Annotated in this window: 14 protein-coding genes; 6 read left to right on the top strand and 8 right to left on the bottom strand. The window is 60.7% G+C overall.

The window, feature by feature from the left end:
* The first annotated feature begins 83 nt into the window (after positions 1-83).
* Together IB252_RS26300 and IB252_RS26305 are read left to right on the top strand one after the other, a co-directional pair.
* On the top strand, positions 84-1,481 hold the full coding sequence (locus tag IB252_RS26300) for an MFS transporter (protein WP_008145504.1): 1,398 nt from the start codon (positions 84-86) through the stop codon (positions 1,479-1,481).
* Positions 1,482-1,490: 9 nt separating this feature from the next.
* Positions 1,491-2,021 (top strand): single-stranded DNA-binding protein, encoded by a 531-nt coding sequence (locus IB252_RS26305; RefSeq protein WP_008145505.1) that lies wholly within the window; start codon positions 1,491-1,493, stop codon positions 2,019-2,021.
* A 65-nt stretch (positions 2,022-2,086) separates the two neighbouring features.
* On the opposite strand, the gene IB252_RS26310 is transcribed toward IB252_RS26305, so the two are convergent.
* Positions 2,087-4,291: an OsmC domain/YcaO domain-containing protein gene (locus IB252_RS26310; protein WP_192410770.1), complete on the bottom strand. Its 2,205-nt coding sequence runs from the start codon at positions 4,289-4,291 to the stop codon at positions 2,087-2,089.
* 138 nt (positions 4,292-4,429) lie between these two features.
* Positions 4,430-4,984, bottom strand: a complete 555-nt coding sequence (locus IB252_RS26315; protein WP_192410771.1) for a cysteine hydrolase family protein — start codon at positions 4,982-4,984, stop codon at positions 4,430-4,432.
* Between the two features lie 101 nt (positions 4,985-5,085).
* Here IB252_RS26315 and IB252_RS26320 point away from each other — a divergent pair, with 101 nt between their 5' ends.
* The 3 genes from IB252_RS26320 (at position 5,086) to IB252_RS26330 (ending at position 8,107) form a co-directional block, all read left to right on the top strand.
* Complete coding sequence (locus IB252_RS26320; RefSeq protein ID WP_192410772.1) at positions 5,086-6,072, top strand: GlxA family transcriptional regulator; 987 nt, start codon at positions 5,086-5,088, stop codon at positions 6,070-6,072.
* 177 nt (positions 6,073-6,249) lie between these two features.
* Entirely contained in the window at positions 6,250-7,359 is a 1,110-nt protein-coding gene (locus IB252_RS26325) for a DUF3182 family protein (protein ID WP_192410773.1), read from the top strand.
* A complete protein-coding gene (locus IB252_RS26330; protein ID WP_111451221.1) occupies positions 7,349-8,107 on the top strand; it encodes an alpha/beta hydrolase family protein in 759 nt (252 codons plus the stop codon). Before IB252_RS26325 ends, IB252_RS26330 begins: the two co-directional genes overlap by 11 nt.
* Positions 8,108-8,119: 12 nt before the next feature.
* Here the strand turns inward: IB252_RS26330 and IB252_RS26335 are convergent, their stop codons facing one another.
* From IB252_RS26335 to IB252_RS26355, 5 genes are all read right to left on the bottom strand, one after another.
* Positions 8,120-9,109 carry a lysylphosphatidylglycerol synthase domain-containing protein gene (locus IB252_RS26335; protein WP_192410774.1) on the bottom strand — a complete coding sequence of 330 codons (990 nt, stop codon included), beginning with the start codon at positions 9,107-9,109 and terminating at the stop codon, positions 8,120-8,122.
* Positions 9,109-10,392: a cardiolipin synthase ClsB gene (gene clsB, locus IB252_RS26340; RefSeq protein ID WP_111451219.1), complete on the bottom strand. Its 1,284-nt coding sequence runs from the start codon at positions 10,390-10,392 to the stop codon at positions 9,109-9,111. Before clsB ends, IB252_RS26335 begins: the two co-directional genes overlap by 1 nt.
* A complete protein-coding gene (locus IB252_RS26345) occupies positions 10,389-11,186 on the bottom strand; it encodes an endonuclease/exonuclease/phosphatase family protein (protein WP_008145514.1) in 798 nt (265 codons plus the stop codon). The genes clsB and IB252_RS26345 overlap by 4 nt, the downstream gene beginning before the upstream one ends.
* Entirely contained in the window at positions 11,183-12,109 is a 927-nt protein-coding gene (locus IB252_RS26350; protein WP_192410775.1) for a DUF72 domain-containing protein, read from the bottom strand. Before IB252_RS26350 ends, IB252_RS26345 begins: the two co-directional genes overlap by 4 nt.
* 210 nt (positions 12,110-12,319) lie before the next feature.
* Positions 12,320-13,531 (bottom strand): MFS transporter, encoded by a 1,212-nt coding sequence (locus IB252_RS26355; RefSeq protein ID WP_192410776.1) that lies wholly within the window; start codon positions 13,529-13,531, stop codon positions 12,320-12,322.
* Between the two features lie 377 nt (positions 13,532-13,908).
* Here IB252_RS26355 and IB252_RS26360 point away from each other — a divergent pair, with 377 nt between their 5' ends.
* Positions 13,909-16,038: a mechanosensitive ion channel family protein gene (locus IB252_RS26360; RefSeq protein WP_192410777.1), complete on the top strand. Its 2,130-nt coding sequence runs from the start codon at positions 13,909-13,911 to the stop codon at positions 16,036-16,038.
* A 134-nt stretch (positions 16,039-16,172) separates the two neighbouring features.
* Here IB252_RS26360 and IB252_RS26365 read toward each other — a convergent pair whose 3' ends face one another.
* A complete protein-coding gene (locus IB252_RS26365; RefSeq protein ID WP_192410778.1) occupies positions 16,173-20,489 on the bottom strand; it encodes a DEAD/DEAH box helicase in 4,317 nt (1,438 codons plus the stop codon).
* Positions 20,490-20,577: the final 88 nt, after the last annotated feature.

A 20,577-nucleotide genomic window follows, 5' to 3' on the forward strand; every position in this document is an offset into this window, starting at 1 on the left:
GCAGAGCGCGTCAAAGCGTCGCGATATACCCCGTCAATCGATGGGACTGGTAGAATCGCCGCCGGTTCACATGAGGTTTTTCCATGCACGATCCCCACAGCGAACGCATGAGTGGCAGTGAGACCCGCGCGGCAAGCGGTCTGGCCCTGGTGTTCGCCTTCCGTATGCTTGGCATGTTCATGGTGTTGCCGGTTCTGGCGACCTATGGGATGGATCTGGCAGGTGCGACCCCGGCCCTCATCGGGCTGGCGATTGGCGCTTACGGCCTGACCCAGGCGATCTTCCAGATTCCTTTCGGCTTCATTTCTGACCGCATCGGCCGTCGTCCGGTGATTTACCTGGGGCTGATCGTCTTCGCCCTCGGTAGCGTGCTGGCGGCCAATGCCGATTCGATCTGGGGCGTGATCGCCGGACGAATCCTGCAAGGCGCCGGGGCGATTTCCGCGGCGGTGATGGCGTTGCTGTCAGACCTGACCCGTGAACAGCATCGGACCAAAGCCATGGCCATGATTGGCATGACGATCGGTCTGTCGTTCGCTGTCGCGATGGTTGTAGGACCGTTGCTGACCCGCGCCTTCGGCCTCTCCGGATTGTTCCTCGCCACGGGCGGCATGGCGCTGTTCGGCATCGTGATCGTGATGTTCATGGTGCCGCGCTCGACCGGGCCGTTGCAGCACCGCGAGTCCGGTGTTGCGCGCCAGGCGCTGATACCGACGCTCAAGCACCCGGACCTGCTGCGTCTGGACCTGGGCATTTTTGTGTTGCACGCGATGTTGATGTCGAGCTTCGTTGCGTTGCCGTTGGCGCTGGTCGAAAAAGCCGGGCTGCCCAAAGAGCAGCATTGGTGGGTGTACCTGACCGCGCTGCTGATTTCCTTCTTCGCCATGATCCCGTTCATTATCTACGGCGAGAAGAAACGCAAAATGAAACGAGTTTTACTCGGTTCCGTCACGACGCTGATGCTCACTGAGCTATTCTTCTGGCAGTTCGGCGATAGCTTGCGAGCTCTGGTGATCGGAACGGTGGTGTTCTTTACCGCGTTCAACTTGCTGGAAGCTTCTCTACCATCGCTGATCAGCAAGGTTTCACCGGCAGGCGGCAAAGGCACGGCGATGGGGGTTTATTCCACCAGCCAGTTCCTTGGCTCGGCGCTCGGTGGCATCCTCGGCGGTTGGCTGTTCCAGCATGGCGGTTTGTCGGTTGTATTCCTTGGATGCGCCGGCCTGGCTGCCCTCTGGCTGGCCTTTGCTGTTACCATGCGCGAACCACCTTATGTCACGAGCCTGCGCTTGCCGTTGTCGCCCGAGGCGATCCGCGAAGCGGGTCTGGTTGAGCGCCTGAAGGCCGTCGTAGGGGTAACAGATGCGGTGATCGTTGCTGATGAAGCGGCGATTTACATCAAATTGGACACAGAACTATTGGATCGCACCACCCTTGAGCGCCTGGTGAACAACCCGGCCGGGGCAGCGTGCGTAGCCTAGGAGAACGTTATGGCCCGTGGGGTTAACAAAGTCATATTGGTCGGCACTTGCGGCCAGGATCCCGAAGTTCGCTACTTGCCTAACGGTAACGCCGTGACCAACCTGAGTCTGGCGACCAGCGAACAGTGGACCGACAAGCAAACCGGTCAGAAGGTCGAGAAGACCGAATGGCACCGTGTGTCGATGTTCGGCAAAGTGGCCGAAATCGCCGGCGAGTACCTGCGTAAAGGTTCGCAAGTCTACATCGAAGGCAAGCTGCAGACCCGCGAGTGGGAAAAAGACGGTATCAAGCGTTACACCACTGAAATCGTGGTCGACATGCAAGGCACCATGCAGCTGTTGGGCGGCCGTCCACAGCAGGGCGACCAACAAGGCGGGGGCAACAACTACCAGCAGTCCGCTCCAGCCCCACGCCAACAGGCTCCGCGTCCGCAGCAGTCGGCAGCACCGCAACAATCGCGTCAGGCTCCGGCTCCACAGCAGGCTGCTCCGCAACCGGCTCCGGATTTCGACAGCTTTGATGACGATATTCCGTTTTAAAAAGCAGCTATCCAGTCAGTAACAAAAAAGCGAAGCCACCTGGCTTCGCTTTTTTGTTGGCGCTATTAACTGGATAACGCGGTCACATTGGCCCGTGCCGAGTGCAGTTTCTTGTAGCTTTCGATCAACCGCAGGTGCCTGTCGAGCCCCTCCAGTTTCAAACTGGTCGGCGTCAAGCCATGGAAACGCACGCTGCCGTCCACCGATCCGATCGCTGCATCCGTGCGCTCGTTGCCAAACATCCGGCGGAAGTTGGCCTCGTAGTCTTCCAGTTCGAGGTCTTCGTCCAGCTTCATCTCCAACACCACATTGACCGCCTGGTAGAACAAACCACGCTCAACCGTGTTGTCGTTGTACTGCAGGAACATTTCTACCGCCTCTTTCGCCTCTTCATATTGCTGCAAGGCGAGATAGATCAGCAGCTTCAACTCAAGAATCGTCAGCTGGCCCCACGCCGTATTGTCGTCAAATTCGATGCCGATCAGGCTGGTGATGTCGGTGTAGTCGTCCAGCTCACTTTCCACCAGACGCTCAACCAGCGATTGCAGTTCTTCTTCGTCCAGGCGATGCAGGTTGAGGATATCGGCGCGGAAGAACAGCGCTTTGTTGGTGTTATCCCAGATCAGATCGTCCGCAGGATAGATTTCCGAGTAGTCCGGCACCAGGATGCGGCACGCCTTGGCGCCGATATGCTCGTAGACCGCCATGTACACTTCCTTGCCCATGCTTTCGAGAATGCCGAACAAGGTCGCGGCTTCCTCGGTATTCGAGTTTTCACCCTGGCCGGAGAAGTCCCACTCCACGAATTCGTAATCCGATTTGGCACTGAAGAAGCGCCACGACACAACGCCGCTGGAGTCGATAAAGTGCTCGACGAAGTTGTTCGGCTCGGTCACCGCATGGCCTTCAAACGTCGGCTGGGGCAGGTCGTTGAGGCCTTCGAAGCTGCGGCCCTGCAACAATTCGGTCAGGCTGCGTTCCAGCGCCACTTCCAGGCTCGGGTGCGCGCCGAACGAGGCGAACACACCGCCGGTACGCGGGTTCATCAACGTGACGCACATCACCGGGAATTCACCCCCCAGGGACGCATCCTTCACCAACACGGGGAATCCCTGCTCTTCCAGCGCCTGAATACCGGCCAGTATGGCGGGGTACTTCGCCAGCACGCTGGCCGGCACATCCGGGAGGGCGAATTCGCCTTCGATGATTTCGCGCTTTACCGCGCGCTCGAAGATCTCCGACAGGCACTGCACTTGGGCTTCGGCCAGCGTGTTACCGGCACTCATGCCGTTGCTCAGGAACAGGTTTTCAATCAGGTTGGACGGGAAGTACACCACCTCGCCGTCCGACTGGCGCACGTAGGGCAACGAGCAGATGCCGCGCTCTTCATTGCCCGAGTTGGTATCGATCAGATGGGAACCGCGCAGCTCGCCGTCGCGGTTGTAAATTTTCAGGCAGTGCGCGTCGAGTATTTCGGCCGGCAGTTCATCTTTACGGCCAGGCTTGAACCAGCGCTCGTTCGGGTAATGCACAAACGCAGCGTTGGCGATGTCTTCGCCCCAGAACTGGTCGTTGTAGAAGAAGTTGCAGTTGAGTCGCTCGATAAACTCGCCCAACGCCGACGCCAACGCGCCTTCCTTGGTCGCACCCTTGCCGTTGGTAAAGCACATCGGTGAGTGCGCGTCGCGGATATGCAGCGACCACACGTTGGGCACGATATTGCGCCACGAGGCGATTTCAATCTTCATGCCCAGGTCCGCCAGAATGGCCGACATGTTGGCGATGGTCTGCTCCAGCGGCAGATCCTTGCCGGCGATATAGGTGTGAGCCTCTGAATTAGACGCAGGCATCAGCAACGCCTGGGCATCGGCGTCGAGGTTTTCGACTTCTTCGATCACAAACTCGGGCCCGGCTTGCACCACTTTTTTCACGGTGCAACGGTCGATGGAGCGCAGGATGCCCTGGCGGTCCTTGTCGGAGATGTCTGCCGGTAGCTCGACCTGGATCTTGAAAATCTGGTTGTAGCGGTTTTCCGGGTCAACAATGTTGTTCTGCGACAAGCGGATGTTTTCGGTGGGGATGCTGCGAGTGTCGCAGTACAACTTCACGAAATACGCCGCACACAACGCCGACGAAGCCAGGAAGTAGTCGAACGGACCCGGTGCCGAGCCATCGCCTTTGTAACGGATAGGTTGATCTGCCACCACCGTGAAGTCGTCGAACTTGGCTTCAAGTCGAAGGTTGTCGAGAAAGTTGACCTTGATTTCCATGGGGGATTACCAGAATAACGGCTAGACGATTTGGCCGCCATTATCCGGCTTTTCGGCCGTAAGTCTCAGAAAAAAGGCCAGTCATGTGCGCACGCGACTGGCCTTCTTTGTTGGGGAATGTCGGATTGCAAGCGTTGATCAGTGATGCGCCGCCAGGAACTCGTCAGTGGACACCACGCTGGCGTAGGCAAAACCCAGGGCCGACATGAAGGCGGCGTGCACGTGGGCTGCAGGGATAGTGACGCCGTTGAACTCCAGGTCACGGGAGGCACAGGCGTCGTGGATCACTGTGACGGTGTAGCCAAAGTCGGCGGCGGCGCGGGTGATGCCATCGACGCACATGTGGCTCATGCTGCCGACGACCACCAGTTCTTTGATGCCTTGCTCGTCGAGGATCGATTTCAGATCGGTTTCGCGGAACGAGTTGACGAAGTGCTTGAGCACGACCGGCTCGTCGGCACGGTTGAGGACTTTGGGGTGCAGCTTCGCGCCTTCGGAGCCCGGGGTGAAGAACGGTGCCGCGTCGGAGGTGAACTCGTGGCGGATGTGCACCACCGAATCACCGGCGTCGCGGAAGGCTTTGATCAGCCGTGCAGCGTTGTCCGCGGCGGCGTCGGCGCCGACCAGCGGCCATTTGCCTTGGGGGAAGTAGTCGTTTTGGATATCAACTACGATGAGTGCTTGCTTGGCCATGACTGTTTCCTCGAAGTGCTTGTTGGTGTGGAATGGAGTATTGGCTCTGGCAGGCCGTCCGAGGATTGGCGGCACCGACAATAGAAGGGGGAAAACTGACAATGGATGTAGAAAGGGCAATCGCCGAGCTGGGTGTGCTGATCTATCCCGGTGCGCAGATGGCGGCGGTGCATGGGTTGACGGACTTGTTCGGGGTGGCGAACCGGATTGCCGCCGAACATCAGGCGGCGCAGTTGCCGTTGCTGCGGGTCAGCCATTGGCAGGTTGATGGCGATCAGGCGCCCGAGCGGGTCTATGACAGTCATCCCGCTGTGGACGGTGCGTTGGTGGCGGTGTTGATCCCGCCGTCGATTGCCGGTTTTTCCGAAGGCCAGGCACCGCAGGCGCTGTTTCGCTGGCTGCGTCAGCAACATGCCAATGGCGCGACACTTGGCGGGGTTTGTGTGGGGTCGATTCTGTTGGCCGAGAGCGGCCTGCTCGACGGTCGTAGCGCCACCACCCACTGGACCTCGGCCAAAACCTTCGCCGAGCGTTATCCGGCGATCAAGCTCAAGGCCGACACACCCATCGTTGATGACGGCGACCTGATCACCACGGCGGGGCTGATGGCCTGGTCCGAACTGGGCTTGCGTCTGGTCAACCGTCTGCTGGGGCCGAGTATCGCCACCAGCACCGCGCGGTTTTTGGTGGTGGAACACAGCGACAGCGCAAGTGAGTGCGGCAGCAATTTTTCACCCATTCTCAGCCATGGCGATGCTTCGATTCTCAAGGTCCAGCATTGGCTGCAAAGCACTGGAGCAACCGATGTGTCGGTGGCGACGATGGCCGAGCGGGCAGGGCTGGAAGAGCGCACGTTCCTGCGTCGATTTCGTGCGGCAACCGGGCTCAAACCCACCGAGTATTGCCAGCACTTGCGGGTTGGCAAAGCCCGGGAAATGCTCGAGTTCACCAACGGCACCATCGATCACATTGCCTGGACGGTGGGGTATCAGGATCCGAGTGCGTTTCGGGCGACCTTCAAGAAAATTACCGGGTTGGCGCCGAGTGACTACCGGACACGGTTTGGAGTGGGAGCGAGTCAGGGGTGAACGTCAGTCGTGCAAAATGCCAGAGTTGAAACCCTTGTCGTGCAGAATCAAACAGGCAGGGTGCCATCATCTTTTTCGCAACTGGCTGATTTGAAAAACGTTTGTTATTGATCCGACTTGGCCTGATCTCTGCACCCCTTCAACTACATTCATCAAGCGCAGATTGAAGGGGGACGCATGACCCCGGCAAATCGCAAGAAACTGGTGGTCGCCCACTCCGTGCACGCCGAGGCTCCGTTGCACGAAGTGGAAACCAATCGTGCGCTGGCCCGTTGGCTGGCGCAGATCCTGGGGCTTAAATACGGCGGCAGTTACGACCCCGAACTGCACAACGGGCGAGACCTGTATCTGTTGCCGACCCAGACACTTGTGGGCGCCGCTGCCGCCCGGCAATTGGGCGTCAAGGGGCCGGAGGATTTGTGGGGCGGTTACGTTGAGTATGATTTCATCTGCACCAAAGCCATCAGTCACGGGTTGCGCAACAAAAATGCTCGCGCTCCGCAAGGCTGGTCTCCGTTGTTTTGCGAACGTGTGCGCAGCGTGGTGCTCGACGGCCTCAGTGTTTTTTCCATGGACGATGCGCGGCCCGCGGCAGAACACCTGCTCTACACCGGCCCGATCCGCATCAAGCCGATTCATGCCTGCGCCGGACGCGGTCAGGAAGTCATCGAAAGCCTCGACCAGTTCGATGCCATCCTCGCCAGACCCGAGGCCAAAGCCCTGTTCACCGAAGGCGTGGTGCTGGAGCAGGACCTGGACCACGTGATCACCCACAGCGTTGGTCAGAGTTTTATCGGTGACACGGTGCTGAGTTATTGCGGTGATCAATACTTGACCGAAGACGGTCAGGGCGAGCAGGTTTATGGAGGGTCCAACCTGCTGGTGGTGCGGGGTGACTACGACGATCTGCTCGAACTGGAAGTGCCGGACGACGTTCGGCTGGCGATCCGCCAGGCGCAAGTGTTCGACCGTGCCGCGGATGAGGCTTATCCCGGTTTCTACGCTTCGCGGCGCAACTACGACATCGCCCAAGGCGTGGACAGTAACGGCAAACCGCGCAGCGGCGTGCTCGAGCAGTCCTGGCGGATGGGCGGTGCCAGCAGCGCCGAAGTCGCCGCCTTGCAAAGCTTTGTCAACGACCCCGGCATGCGCGCGATTCGCGTGTCGTCGGTCGAGACCTACAGCGACCAGCCGCTGCCGGCGGACGCCATCGAGGTGTATCGCGGGCCGGCGCAAAACAGTGACTTTCTTCTCAAGTACGTAACGGTTAAATCCTATGACGGCTAGAAGCGAAACCATTCAGATCGACATCGACGATGAGCAAATGGTCGGGACTTTTCTCAGCCCCAAATCAAAAGTCCCCGGCGTGCTCTTTGTGCACGGTTGGGGCGGCAGTCAGGAGCGGGACCTGGAACGGGCGAAAGGCATCGCCGGGTTGGGTTGCGTTTGCCTGACGTTCGACTTGCGCGGGCACACCGATGGGGCCGGTCTTGCGCTGAATCGAGTCACGCGCGAAGACAACCTGCGCGACCTGCTGGCGGCGTATGACCGCCTGCTCGCGCACCCGGCGCTCGATACCTCGGCGATTGCCGTGGTCGGCACCAGTTATGGCGGTTATCTTGCCTCGATCCTGACCTCATTGCGTCCGGTGCGCTGGCTGGCGCTGCGGGTGCCGGCGCTATATCGCGATGATCAATGGCACACGCCCAAACGTGACCTGGACAAGCTCGATTTACGTGATTACCGCAGCACGATCGTCCGAGCCGACAGCAATCGCGCGCTGCATGCCTGTTCGCAATTCACCGGGGATGTGCTGTTGGTCGAGTCAGAGACTGACGACTACGTACCGCACGCAACCATCATGAGTTACCGCGCGGCCTGTCAGCAGACCCACTCGCTGACTCACCGGATTATCGACGGCGCCGATCACGCCTTGAGCGAACCCGTTTCGCAGCAGGCGTACACCTCGATTCTGGTGGGCTGGATCACCGAGATGGTGGTGGGCGAGCGGTTGAGCATTATTCAGTCATCGTGAAAAAACGGACGGCTAATGCCTCGGTTTCTTCGAAATCCGCAACGACTTGGCCTTGGCTTCCACGATCAGGTACATCACCAGGGTAATCAGTAGCGGCAGGATGAAGTAGATCGCCCGATACGCCAGTAATCCGGCCACCAGGCTGCCTCGGGACACTTCGTGTTGCAGCAGCGCCACGAACACCGCTTCAAGCACGCCGAGCCCGGCAGGAATGTGTGTGATAACCCCGGCAATCGCGCTGATCAACAACACCCCAAGCACCAGTGGGTAATCCAGCTTGCTCGGCAGTAAGGTGAAAATCACCGCGGCCATCAGCGACCAGTTCAGCGCCCCGAGGGCCAGTTGCAGCACCGCCATGCGCAGGGACGGCAGGTCGATTTCCACCCCGCGAATCGCCCACTCCCGTCGCCTGGAAAACTGACACGCTGCCAGGTACCCCGCGCTCACCAGCAGCAACAACACCCCCACACCTTGCAAGGCGTCGCTGCTCAGCTTCCAGCCTGGCGGCATTCGCACCAGTCCGCTGCTGAACACTGCACCGGCAATTACCATGTAGCCGAACCAGTTTGTCGCCAGGCTCAACCCGAGAATTTTCGCGATGTTGCCCTTGCTCACCCCAAGTCGCGAATACAGCCGATAGCGCATGGCAATGCCGCCGACCCACGCGCTCAGGTTGAGGTTGAAGGCATAGCTGATAATCCCCACCGGCAGGATCTGCTTCCACGTCAGGTTCTGGCGAATGTAGGTACGGCCGATCAGGTCGAAGCAGGCGTAGACCAGAAAACTCAACAATGTCAGACCGGACGCGATGATCAGCGTGCGCACCTTGAAATCTGCGAGGTTGTCGAACACTTCATCCCATTCGATGCGTTGGGCAAGCATCGTGAACAGCACGATCAACGCCAGGAAAAACAGCATCGTCAGCGGCCGTTTCCAGCGGCTCCAGCGGGATTTGCCCGGCGTTTCGGCGTGGGTCGCGGGTTGTGTATCAGAGTGGCTCATCAGGTGTCACTCCCAGCGGAATGGGAAAAGGGTTTCAGGCGCGGCTTGTGCGCCGGCAGCCAACCGGCCCAGGCCGGGAAGTGCCGCAGGAAGTGAAACACCAGAAAGCCGACGGTCATGTGCCAGACCCGTCCGCGCGGGGACTTGTCTGCGGACATGACCTTGCAATGGTTGTTACTCAGGTCTTCGAGGCGCTCGAACAGGTCGCGGTTGAAGGCGCGATCGCGGATCAACACATTGGCTTCCAGGTTCAAGGACAGGCTCAACGGGTCGAGGTTGCTCGAACCGACCGTGCTCCAATCCTCATCCACCAGCGCGACTTTGCCGTGCAGCGGACGGTCGCAATATTCGTAAATCTGTACACCGGATTTGAGCAGGTAGTCATAGGTCATGCGCGCGGCGAGTTTGGCCGCCAGCATGTCGGGCTGACCTTGCAGGATGAGGCGCACATCGACGCCACGGCGCGCCGCGTTGCGGATCTCGCGCAGCAGGCGATAGCCCGGAAAGAAGTAGGCATTGGCGATCACCACCCGGCGCTGGGCAGTACGAAGAACCTGTCGGTAAACCTCTTCGATGTCGGTCGGATGTTCGCCGTTGTCGCGGTACACCAGGCGAACCTGGCCGTCATGATCGGTGAACGCCAGCTCCGAGCGCCGTTGTCTGCGGCGTTGCCACCAGTATTTGGCGCGAGCCGGGCGACCGCATTGCAGCAAGGCGAAGTGATGGATGTCGGCCACCGCCGGGCCTTGCACTTCAACGGAATAATCCTGTTTGGCCTCAGGGCCGAAGTCAGCCAAATGGTCGGCAGAAAAGTTGATGCCGCCGATGAACGCAATCGTGCCATCGACTACCACGATCTTGCGGTGCAGGCGGCGGAACCAGTTGGTGCGGATGCCCAGAGTTTTGGGCGCCGGGTCGAAAATCTGGATGCGCACGCCGGCCTCGCTCAGGGCGGCGAGGTACCCCGTACTCAGTTCACCGCAGCCGAAGCCATCGAGACTGGCGGTGATTCGCACGCCGCGTTGAGCGGCGGCGATCAGTACTTCCTTCAGCTCATCACCGACCTTGTCCTCAAACACAATGAAGGTTTCCAGGAGGATTTCAGTCTTGGCCTGACGCATGGCCTCGAACACCCGAGGGAAATACGCTTCGCCGTTTTCCAGCAGCTCTACGCGGTTGTTGCCTTGCCAGCCATATTCGACGTCGACCACGCCCGGCTCACGAATCGGCGGGGTTGTGGATAAGTGCTCCACGTTGGTTTTATCCATCGATGGGCTGCTCAAAGCTCGATCTCCACCGACAGCGGTGCATGGTCGGAAAGGTGTGACCAGGGCCGCGCGGCCAGCACTTGCGGCTGACTGGCCTTGAGGTTGCGCACGTAGATGCGGTCAAGGCGCAACGCCGGCAAGCGTGCTGGAAAACTGCGCGCCGGTTTGCCGTGGAGTTCGGCGAAAACCTCCCGTAGGCCGCTGGGTTTGAGCAGTGCGTCGGCCCGCTGGCGCCAGTCGTTGAAGTCACCGGCAACGATCACCGGGGCATCGCTGGGCAGTTCTTCGAGGCGCTGGGCCAGCAACTTGAGCTGTTCAGTGCGGTGGGTTTCGCGAAGGCCCAGATGCACACAAATGGCATGCACTTCCTGGCCGTCACCGGGCAGGCGCAGCACGCAATGCAGGATGCCGCGGTTCTCGTGACCGCTGATGGAGACGTCGAGGTTGTCGTGGCGAATGATCTGGAATTTCGACAGCAGCGCATTGCCGTGATCGCCCGCCGGATAGACCGCGTTACGCCCATAGGCAAACTGCGGCCACAGGGTGTCGGCGAGGAATTCGTATTGCGGCATCGCCGGCCAATTGCTGTAGCGCTGGGGATGACGCTCGTGGGTGCCATGGACTTCCTGCAAAAACACCACGTCGGCGGACACGCTGCGCACTGCTTCGCGCAATTCCGGCAGGATGAAACGCCGGTTGAGCGCGGTGAACCCCTTGTGCGTGTTGACCGTCAGCACGGTAAAGCGGCGCACGGAGGTGATGATGGGTTGCTGTTCGTCGGTGGTGCCGACCGGTTCGGAAATGCTCATGACAGCACTCCTTCGGCGGCCCGTTCACCGGGGCGGGTGGCGAGGTCTTTATCCAGATGAAAGCGCTCCAGCAAGCGGCGGGCATCGAAGGGCGCGCGGACTTTGATGTCGTTGTCGAAATAGCAAAACACCTCACGGTACTTGCGCGTCTTGGGCTTTTGCCGGGGGGCGATCAGCTGCGGGTCGGGCGGTTGCTGACCGTGGTACCAAGCCTCGATCCGGTCACCCCAACGCTTGAGCGCCTCGGGGGTGTAACCGCTGGCATAGAGTTCTTCGGCACCGTGCAGGCGCAGGTAAACAAAGTCGCTGGTGAGGTCTTCGCGGTACGGCCATTTACCGGCGGTGTCGGCGATCACCAGCGCAGCATTGTGGCGTTTGAGCAGGCGGATGAAGGCGGGATCGACGAAGCTCTCATTCCTGATTTCTACGGCATGGCGCAAAGGCTTTTTTCCGTAGGCCTTCAGGCTGGCGTGACCGTTCAGGTGCGAATCATGCTGGCGGGCGAGGGCGGCGGCCTCTTCGGTGTCGTGGGGCAACTGCTCGAGAAAGGTCTCGAACAACTCGGCATCGAATTTGAAGTTGGGCGGGAATTGCCAGAGGATCGGGCCGAGTTTTTCCTTGAGTTCCAGCACCCCGGACGCAAAGAAATTCGCCAAGGGTTTATGGATGTCCCGCAGTCGCCTGATGTGGGTGATGAAACGCGGGGCTTTGACGCTGAAAACGAAGCCCCTCGGGGTTTCGGCGTACCACTGGGCATAACGTTCGGGCCGTTGCAGGGCGTAAAACGATCCATTGATTTCGATGCTGTTGACCGCCCGTGAGGCGAATTGCAATTCGCGCTTGTGGGTCAGCCCCTTCGGGTAGAACTCCCCCCGCCAGGGCGTGTAGCGCCAGCCTGAAATACCGATGTGGATCGCCGCCATATCGCCTCCCGTCTGATGGTCTTTCGGACTGCCCCTGTCTTTTGATGACTGTGGGGCGGACGAGAAAGTTTCGACGGGACTACGGACGGTCAACACACCACTTTTCGCATCTTGTAGGAGCAAAGCTTGCTCGCGATGTCGATTTATCAGTCACATCAACATTGAATGTGCCGCCGCCATCGCGGGCAAGCCTTGCTCCTACAAAAGCAATCAGTGACCGGCGACGATACGGGGTGAGCCTTCAGCGGGTTCGGCATACACCGGACCCAATCGATCAAGACGACCGCTCCACGCGGTCAGCGCCAACGCGACCAATACCACCAAACCACCGATCCATGCGGTGTGGATAAGGCCCATGTGAGCAACGATCAAGCCACCGCCCCACGCGCCACCGGCAATGCCGAGGTTGAACGCGGCGATGTTCAGGCCCGACGCGACGTCCACCGCCTGCGGGGTGTGATGTTCGGCCTGACGCACCACGTAAACCTGCAGGCCCGGCACGTTGCCGAACGCAACCGCACCCCAGACCAGCACGGTGGCCAGGGCCAGCCATGGGTTGCCAGCGGTAAAGGTCAGTACGAACAACACGGCAGCGAGCAGGGCAAAGATGATTTTCAGGGCGCTGATCGGGCCGCGTTTGTCCGCCAGTTTGCCGCCCCAGATATTCCCGACGGCCACCGAGATGCCGTAGACCAACAACACCAGGCTGACGGTGCTGGCGCTGAAACCGGAAATGTCCTGGAGAATCGGTGCCAGGAAGGTAAACGCGATGAACGAGCCGCCGTAACCGACCGCGGTCATGGCGTATACCAGCAGCAGACGGGGTTGCTTGAGCACCTGCAATTGCTGCAACAGTGAAGCCGGTTTGCTGTGGGCAATGTTTTTCGGCACGTAAAGCAGGCTGCCGATGAACGCGATCACCCCCAGTGCAGACACCGCGAGGAAGGTTTCACGCCAGCCGAAATGCTGGCCAATGAACGTCCCCAGTGGCACGCCGGTGACCAGCGCCACCGTCAGGCCGGTGAACATGATGGCGATCGCGCTGGCGGCTTTCTCCTTCGGCACGAGGCTGGTGGCGATGGTCGAGCCAATCGAAAAGAACACCCCGTGGGCCAGGCCGGTGACGATCCGCGCAATGATCAGCGACTCGTAGCTCGGCGCTTTCCAGGCCAGCAGATTGCCGAGGGTGAACAGCACCATCAGCGACAACAGCAGCAATTTGCGCGGGACTTTGCCAGTGAGGGCGGTCAGCACCGGGGCGCCAATGGCAACGCCCAATGCGTAGAGGCTGACCAGCAGGCCGGCGGACGGCAGGCTGACGCCAAGGTCGGCGCCGATGGTGGGTAACAGGCCAACGATGACGAACTCGGTCGTCCCGATGGCGAAGGCGCTGAGGGTCAGCGCGAGCAAGGCAATGGGCATGGCTGCAACTCCGGTGGATTGATTGATGGAGCGCAGTGTCCGGGTTTGGGTTGTGTGGAAAAATAGAGGGATGGGCATTTGATATTTGCCTCTCGCGCAAAGATCAAAAGCTACCCCCTCACCCCAGCCCTCCCGAAACGTCGGACCGCCCCCAAGGGGGCGAGGGGGAAAGGGAGCAGAGCTCCATGCTTTTCAAACCTGAGTTCGACTCGATATTTCAGGTCGATGTAGCTCCGAGAACACCCCTCACCCCAGCCCTCTCCCCTTTGGGGAGAGGGCTGGGGTGAGGGGTGGCCCTCTTGATTCACCCCAATAACCGAACTTGCCTACACTTTCCCGATCAGTTCCTTACAGACCCTTTTGCAGGAGCGCCGCGTTTGTTCAAGTTCAAGACCGCGATACTACTGGGGGCATTGTTGATTCTGGGCAGCAACGAGCTGGAGGCAGCCGCACTGCCGGGTGTGCCGGCGGCGGCCACGGCCACGACACCACTGGCCCACCCCGAACCGCTGGTACAGGGTGGTTTGCTGGGGGCCATCAGTTCGAGCATTGATCAAGTCCAGGGAAAACTCGATCTCAACGAGGACCTGCTGGACGCCTGGCGTCTGCGGGCAGACCGGGCAGCGGTTGAGGTGGATCAACTGGTCAATCATCCATCGTCCCGTTCAAGCTGGAGCGTGGCGGGGGATTTCCTGCTGTTGTCCGGTGTGTGGATTGGCGTTTTCGCGCTGCTCTGGTTGCTTGGCGGGCTGCTCGCCAAACGTCTGTGCCAGAACCGCCTGCTGCTGACTCGCGAGCGCGGTCAGGCATTACTGGGGTATGTGTTGCCCTACACGGTTCCGGCGCTGATCAGCCTGCCGCTGACGCTGTATGTCAGCCACTTTCTGCAAGTGTCCGCCGGCCGGGCGCTGGCATTGTGTTTCGCCTATGCCACCAGCAGCGGCATTTTCGCCGCGTCGTTGCTGTTGTCGCTGGTGGTGCTGTTCAACGCCGGCCACAAGCGCCGGGCGGTGCAGATTATTCGTCGGTACAGCCCACGCCCGCTGTTTTTGATGGGCTTTCTCGTGGCGCTGAGCGACGGCTTGACCAGCCCGCAGATCGCCCGCCTGCTCGGCGGCAATCTCACCAGCAGCGTCGCGGTGTTCACCGGGGTGGCGGCTTCGGTCACCTTTGGCATTTTGGTGATCAAGATGCGCCGTCCGGTCGCCCATCTGATCAGTATTTTGCCGTTGGCCCAGCGCCTCAGCCAGCCGGCCTTGCGTGAAATGCTGCGGATCTTTTCCGGGCTCTGGTACTGGCCGATTCTGTTGATGGTGCTGGTGTCGGTGATCAACCTGATCGGCATTGGCGATGACAACCAGAAAGTCCTGCGCTGTGCGCTGTTTACCACGGTGTTGCTGATTGCGATGGTGTTTCTCAGCACGTCGCTTCATCACCTGTTCAAGTCGCGCAGTGAGTTGGCCGTGCGCCGCAGCAGTGCCTACAAAGAACGCTTTATCAGCCTTTCGCACGCGTTGCTGCGCATCGCCCTGGCGATTGTGTTCATCGATGTCCTGGGGCGCATCTGGGGGGTGTCGCTGTTTGAATTTGCGGTGAGCAATGCGGTCGGCCGGGCGATCAGTGATTCCCTGAGCCGAATCGGTTTGATTTTCCTGGTGACCTGGATGGTTTGGGTGGTGTTGGACACGGCGATTCAGGAAGCCCTGAAACCCCCTGTCAGCAAACGCTCGGCGCGCCAGCCCAGCACCCGGGTCAAAACCATCCTGCCGCTGCTGCGCAACGCGATCAAAATCGTCCTGGTGGTGATCTGCGCCATCACCACCATGGCGAACCTGGGGATCAACGTTGCACCCTTTCTGGCCGGTGCCGGAGTCGTGGGGCTGGCGATCGGTTTCGGTTCCCAGCAGCTGGTGCAGGACGTGATCACCGGATTGTTCATCATCATCGAAGACACGTTGTCGATTGGCGATTGGGTGGTGCTCGACTCTGGCCACGCCGGCACCGTCGAAGGCCTGACGATCCGCACCTTGCGCCTGCGCGATGGCAAGGGGTTTGTGCACTCGGTGCCGTTCGGTCAGATCAAGGCCGTGACCAATCAATCGCGGCAATTCGCCTATGCGTTTTTCTCGGTGCAATTCACTTATGACACCGATGTCGACAAGGCTATCGAGTTGATCCGCGAGGCCGGGGATTCCATCCGCGACGATGCGTTCCTCAAGTACAACCTGCAAGGGTCGTTGGATGTGTTTGGTGTCGACAAGATGGACCTTAACGGCGTGGTGCTGACGGCTCAGTTCCGCACGGTGTCGGGCGGGCAGTACGCGGTCAGTCGCGCGTTCAATCAGCGTTTGAAAAAGCTTGTGGATAACAGCCCGTGGGTGCATTTCGCGCAGACTTATCCACAGCAGGTCTTGATGCCCAGACAGGGTGTTGAGCCACTGCAAAGCGATGGGCTTGCATCGGAGCATTCATCGGTGTTCCTGCCGGATCAGCCGAGAACCCAATGATTTGTGTTGGGGCGGACGGCCCCTTCGCGAGCAGGCTCGCTCCCACAATGTTCCGTGTTGAATACTATTTTTGGGCCGGACACAAATCCCCTGTGGGAGCGAGCCTGCTCGCGAAGGGGCCAGACCTGGCAGCGCTAATGCCGGATCAATTTGTTGTGCAGTTCGGCAGTCGATTGCTGATCCAGCTCCAACCAGAAATGCTGCTTGCCCGCAATTTCGGCAGCGGCCGGCAACCCATCGCGATACACCAATCGATTACTCGCCAATGCCGGTACTTTTGCACCCGGTAAAAGCGTCCCGGCGAGGTTCAGCGGATCAACTCCGCACACGGCAATCAAACTCCCGTCATGCGGCCGTCGCCGCACCTCGCGCAGCAAGGGTATGGCCTCGGGCAGCGCAAACTGTTCACCGGCCAAGCCACTGACAAACCTTCCGCCGCGAATCTCGCCCCGAGCTTCCAGCCGATGGAACGTGCGCAGCAATTCCCGCCAGCTCGGCAACCAATCCGCTTCACGTTCCAGCAAGCGCCAGAACACCACGCCGTAGCGTCGGAGCAAGGTCATGGCGATATGTTCAAGGGTGTCGGTCGGCGTCGGTGCCGGACGTTTGTCATCCACAACCGGAGCTTGCGCGCCGCGTCGCAGCAAGGCCCAGCGCCCGGCATCGTCCATCCCGCCGACAAACGCTCCGCGCCCGCGTCGGCTGCTGCGATTCTGGCGCTTGCTGGCCGGGGTGATCAGCGCTCGCAGACCGGCAAAGCTGTCGGCATTCACCAACCCGGCGCCGACCAATTCCTGCAAGGCGATTTCCAGTTCCGAGCGCAGCAGATGAGCCTCGTGAGTCAGCTCATCGAAAAACAGCGCGCCGTGTTGGCTCAAAGCTTCATAAACTTTTTGCGTCTTGGGTGACAGTTCGCTGACCGGCGTCTGCTCGGTCAATCCGCTCCACAATCCGACCTGACTGCGCGGCAGCAGCAGAATCGGTGTGCTGCGCAGCGCCGTGCTGGCGCTTTTGTTGCGTGCGGTCAGCCGCGTCCAGACCAGTTTGCCGCTGCGACACAGGTCATCCAGCCAACTCGCTGAATAGTCTTTTATTCGCGCCGGCAGAATATCGCTGTCCCAGGCTGAAGCGGCGGCGGGGTAGCCTTCGAACTGACCGACTATCGCGGGCAATACTGCGTTGCCCTGACCCTGAGTTGCAGCGGACAGATGCTGCCAGTCGAACAGGAAACGCATGAAATCCTGCAACGCCACGGGCTCGATTTCCCGCCGCAGACGCTTGACGGTGTAGCGGTGAATCCGCGCCAGCAGGTGGCGCTCGCACCATTCTTCCTCAGCCGTGCCAGGGGTGAATTGACCGCGCAACACATAGCCTTCGCGTTCCAGTTGCGCCAACGCCTGGGTGACTTGAGTTGCCGGTAGTCCGAGCGGTTCGGCAATCGCGTTCAGCGGTAGCGGACCGAATGCGCTGAGTCGCGCACGGATCACTTCGAGCACCGCTTCGTCCGTCGTCCAGACTTCATCGAACCCGGGCAACGCCTGCAACGGTGGCTGCAAAATCGCGTGTGGATACATCGCGTTCAGGCAAGTCAGCCGCTCCAGTGCCAACCACAGAACTTGCCCGGTATTGACTTGCAAGCGGCTGGCGCGACCGCTGTCGGCCAGGGCGTTCAGCCAATCGAGCCAGTCTGGATTAGCCTGGGCCTCGGCGGCGGCGATGCATGCGAGGCTCATCAACGCCTCATGCATTTCATCGACGCCAGTGGGCGTTGGCCAGGCTTCCTCGCGCACCGCTTCAATCGCCTCAGCATCCAGCGCCCCGAGGTCGTCGGTGGACTGTGGATCGCTCCAGCGGCGGTTGAGCACTGCCTGAGTGCGGCGCTCTTCCAGCGGCGCATCGTCGAGAAAGGTGTAGGGCCGGGCGCTGAGAATTTCCGCTGCCAGCGGTGAAGGCGCTGGCAGGTCGCGGCTGATCAGGCGGATGTCACCGCGTTCCATGCGCCGCAACAACGCCAGCCAGCCTTCGCTGTCCATGGCTTCGTGCAGGCAATCGTCGAGGGTTTGTTCCACCAGTGGATGGTCGGGAATTTCCCGTTCGCCGGCGAGGTTTTCCACGCAGGCCATCTGATCGGGAAATACGCTGGCGATCAGGTCTTCGCTTTTCATCCGCTGGATCTGCGGCGGGACTTTGCGCCCGCCACTGTAGCGTGGCAGCGCCAGCGCGACCCCGGCATTCCAACGCCAGCGCACACCGAACAGTGGGGCCTCGATCACGGCTTGGATCAGGGTGTGCTCGGCGCTGTTGCTGTGCAGATAGCGCCAGACATCGTCGAGTTCAAAACTGTGGCCGGTGGACAGCGACAGCACGATGGCGTCTTCGCTGGCGGCGGCCTGCAATTCGAAGTTGAAGGTGCGGCAAAAACGCTTGCGCAAGGCCAGGCCCCAGGCGCGGTTGATGCGGCTGCCGAACGGCGTGTGAATGATCAATTGCGTGCCGCCGGACTCGTCGAAAAACCGCTCCATCAGCAACGTGTCTTGTGACGGCAGGGCGCCCAATGTCAGGCGCGCACGGGCCAGGTAATCGACCAATTGTTCGGCACTGGCCAAGTTCAGACCGAGGGTGTCGGTCAGCCAGTCGGTCGCGGGCTGCAAGTGACCGGGTGTGGCGCCGAGCAGCGCATCGAGTTGCGCTTGCAGGCGGGCCACGGCGAACGACAGTTCCGCGCTGCGTCCTGGGGCTTCGCCGAGCCAGAATGGAATGGTCGGCGGTTGGCCTTGAGCGTCTTCGACCCGGACCTTGCCGGTTTCAACGCGCAGAATCCGGTAGGAGGTGTTGCCCAATTGGAAGATATCGCCGGCAATGCTTTCCACCGCAAAGTCTTCGTTGACGCTGCCGATGTTCAACCCTTGGGGTTCGAGTAAAACGCTGTAATCGGCGTTGTCCGGGATCGTCCCGCCGCTGGTCACGGCCGTCAGCTTGGCGCCCCGGCGACCGCGCAGGGTCCGGGTTACAGCGTCGCGATGCAGGTAAGCGCTGCGGATGCCCAGGCGACCGTTGTAGCCTTCGGCGAGCATCTGCAGCAGCGCTTGATAATGTTTTTCGTCGAGTTCGCTGTAGGGCGAGGCGTTGCGAAACATCTCCAGCAGCGCCTGCTCCTGCCATTCCTGGCAACTGACCTCGGCGATGATTTGTTGCGCGAGTACATCCAGCGGCGCCTTGGGGATCAGCAAGGTGTCGAGTTCGCCACGCCGCACGCAGTCGAGCAGGGCGGCGCACTCGATCAGGTCGTCGCGGGTGGTGGCGAACAAACGGCCCTTGGGCGTGCCGCCGACCTGGTGCCCGGAGCGGCCGACCCGTTGCAGAAACCCGGCAATCGAACGCGGCGAGGCAATCTGGCAGACCAAGTCGACATCGCCGATATCGATCCCCAGTTCCAGGGACGCCGTGGCGATCAACACTTGCAGCTCGCCGCGCTTGAGGCGCTGTTCGGCGTCGAGACGAAACTCCTTGGCCAGACTGCCGTGGTGGGCGGCCACCGCGTCCTTGCCGAGGCGTTCGCTCAAGTGACGGCTCAGGCGTTCGGCGAGGCGTCGGGTGTTGACGAAAATCAGCGTGGTGCGGTGTTCGCGGGCGAGGGCGGCGAGGCGGTCGTAGACCAGTTCCCAGATGTCATTGGCCATCACCGCCGACAACGGCACGGGCGGCACCTCGATGTCCAGATCCCGCGGGCGGGCGTGGCCGATGTCGATGATTTCGCACTCACGATCACGGCCAACCAGAAATTGCGAGACGGCTTCAATGGGTTTTTGCGTGGCAGACAGGCCGATCCGCATCAGCGGTTGCGCGCACAACGCTTGCAGTCGTTCGAGGCTCAGGGCCAGGTGGCTGCCGCGCTTGCTGGCGGCGATCGCGTGAATTTCGTCGACGATCACCGTGCGCGTGGTGCTGAGCATTTGTCGACCGGAGTCGGAGCCGAGCAATACGTAAAGGGATTCCGGGGTGGTCACCAGAATGTGCGGCGCGGTCTTGCGCATCGCCGAGCGGTCTTTTTGCGGTGTATCGCCAGTGCGCACGGCAGTGTTGATCTGCAATTGCGGCAGGCCCATCTCGCGTAACTGCTCGGTGATGCCGGCCAGCGGGTTTTGCAGGTTGATCTGAATGTCGTTGGACAAGGCCTTTAGCGGTGAAACGTAGACCACCAGGGTTTCATCCGGCAATCCGCCTTCAGTTTCCAGGCCGCGGTGGACCAGATCGTCGATGACGGCGAGGAACGCGGTGAGGGTCTTGCCGGAGCCCGTGGGTGCGGCGACCAGGGTCGAACGGTGCTGGCGGATCAACGGCCACGCCCGGGCCTGGGCGGCGGTGACCGTCGGGAAGGTGCTGCTGAACCAGGCGCTGACGGCGGGGTGGAAGCCTGCCAGGGCGCTGTCCGTCGGGATTGGCAGATTCATGTCCTGATTTATGCGGGTGAGGCGGGGAAGTTGCAAGTACCACTCGGGATCTGCGTCGATCCTTATGGCCTCATCGCGAGCAGGCTCG

The organism is Pseudomonas sp. PDM10 (genome assembly GCF_014852295.1).
Classification (GTDB): domain Bacteria; phylum Pseudomonadota; class Gammaproteobacteria; order Pseudomonadales; family Pseudomonadaceae; genus Aquipseudomonas.

What these genes read in the sequence shown, in the direction of transcription:
- IB252_RS26300 (WP_008145504.1), top strand. Translation starts at nt 84, where the DNA reads ATGCACGATCCCCACAGCGAACGCATGAGTGGCAGTGAGACCCGCGCG.
- IB252_RS26305 (WP_008145505.1), top strand. Translation starts at nt 1,491, where the DNA reads ATGGCCCGTGGGGTTAACAAAGTCATATTGGTCGGCACTTGCGGCCAG.
- IB252_RS26310 (WP_192410770.1), bottom strand. Translation starts at nt 4,291, where the DNA reads ATGGAAATCAAGGTCAACTTTCTCGACAACCTTCGACTTGAAGCCAAG.
- IB252_RS26315 (WP_192410771.1), bottom strand. Translation starts at nt 4,984, where the DNA reads ATGGCCAAGCAAGCACTCATCGTAGTTGATATCCAAAACGACTACTTC.
- IB252_RS26320 (WP_192410772.1), top strand. Translation starts at nt 5,086, where the DNA reads ATGGATGTAGAAAGGGCAATCGCCGAGCTGGGTGTGCTGATCTATCCC.
- IB252_RS26325 (WP_192410773.1), top strand. Translation starts at nt 6,250, where the DNA reads ATGACCCCGGCAAATCGCAAGAAACTGGTGGTCGCCCACTCCGTGCAC.
- IB252_RS26330 (WP_111451221.1), top strand. Translation starts at nt 7,349, where the DNA reads ATGACGGCTAGAAGCGAAACCATTCAGATCGACATCGACGATGAGCAA.
- IB252_RS26335 (WP_192410774.1), bottom strand. Translation starts at nt 9,109, where the DNA reads ATGAGCCACTCTGATACACAACCCGCGACCCACGCCGAAACGCCGGGC.
- IB252_RS26345 (WP_008145514.1), bottom strand. Translation starts at nt 11,186, where the DNA reads ATGAGCATTTCCGAACCGGTCGGCACCACCGACGAACAGCAACCCATC.
- IB252_RS26350 (WP_192410775.1), bottom strand. Translation starts at nt 12,109, where the DNA reads ATGGCGGCGATCCACATCGGTATTTCAGGCTGGCGCTACACGCCCTGG.
- IB252_RS26355 (WP_192410776.1), bottom strand. Translation starts at nt 13,531, where the DNA reads ATGCCCATTGCCTTGCTCGCGCTGACCCTCAGCGCCTTCGCCATCGGG.
- IB252_RS26365 (WP_192410778.1), bottom strand. Translation starts at nt 20,489, where the DNA reads ATGAATCTGCCAATCCCGACGGACAGCGCCCTGGCAGGCTTCCACCCC.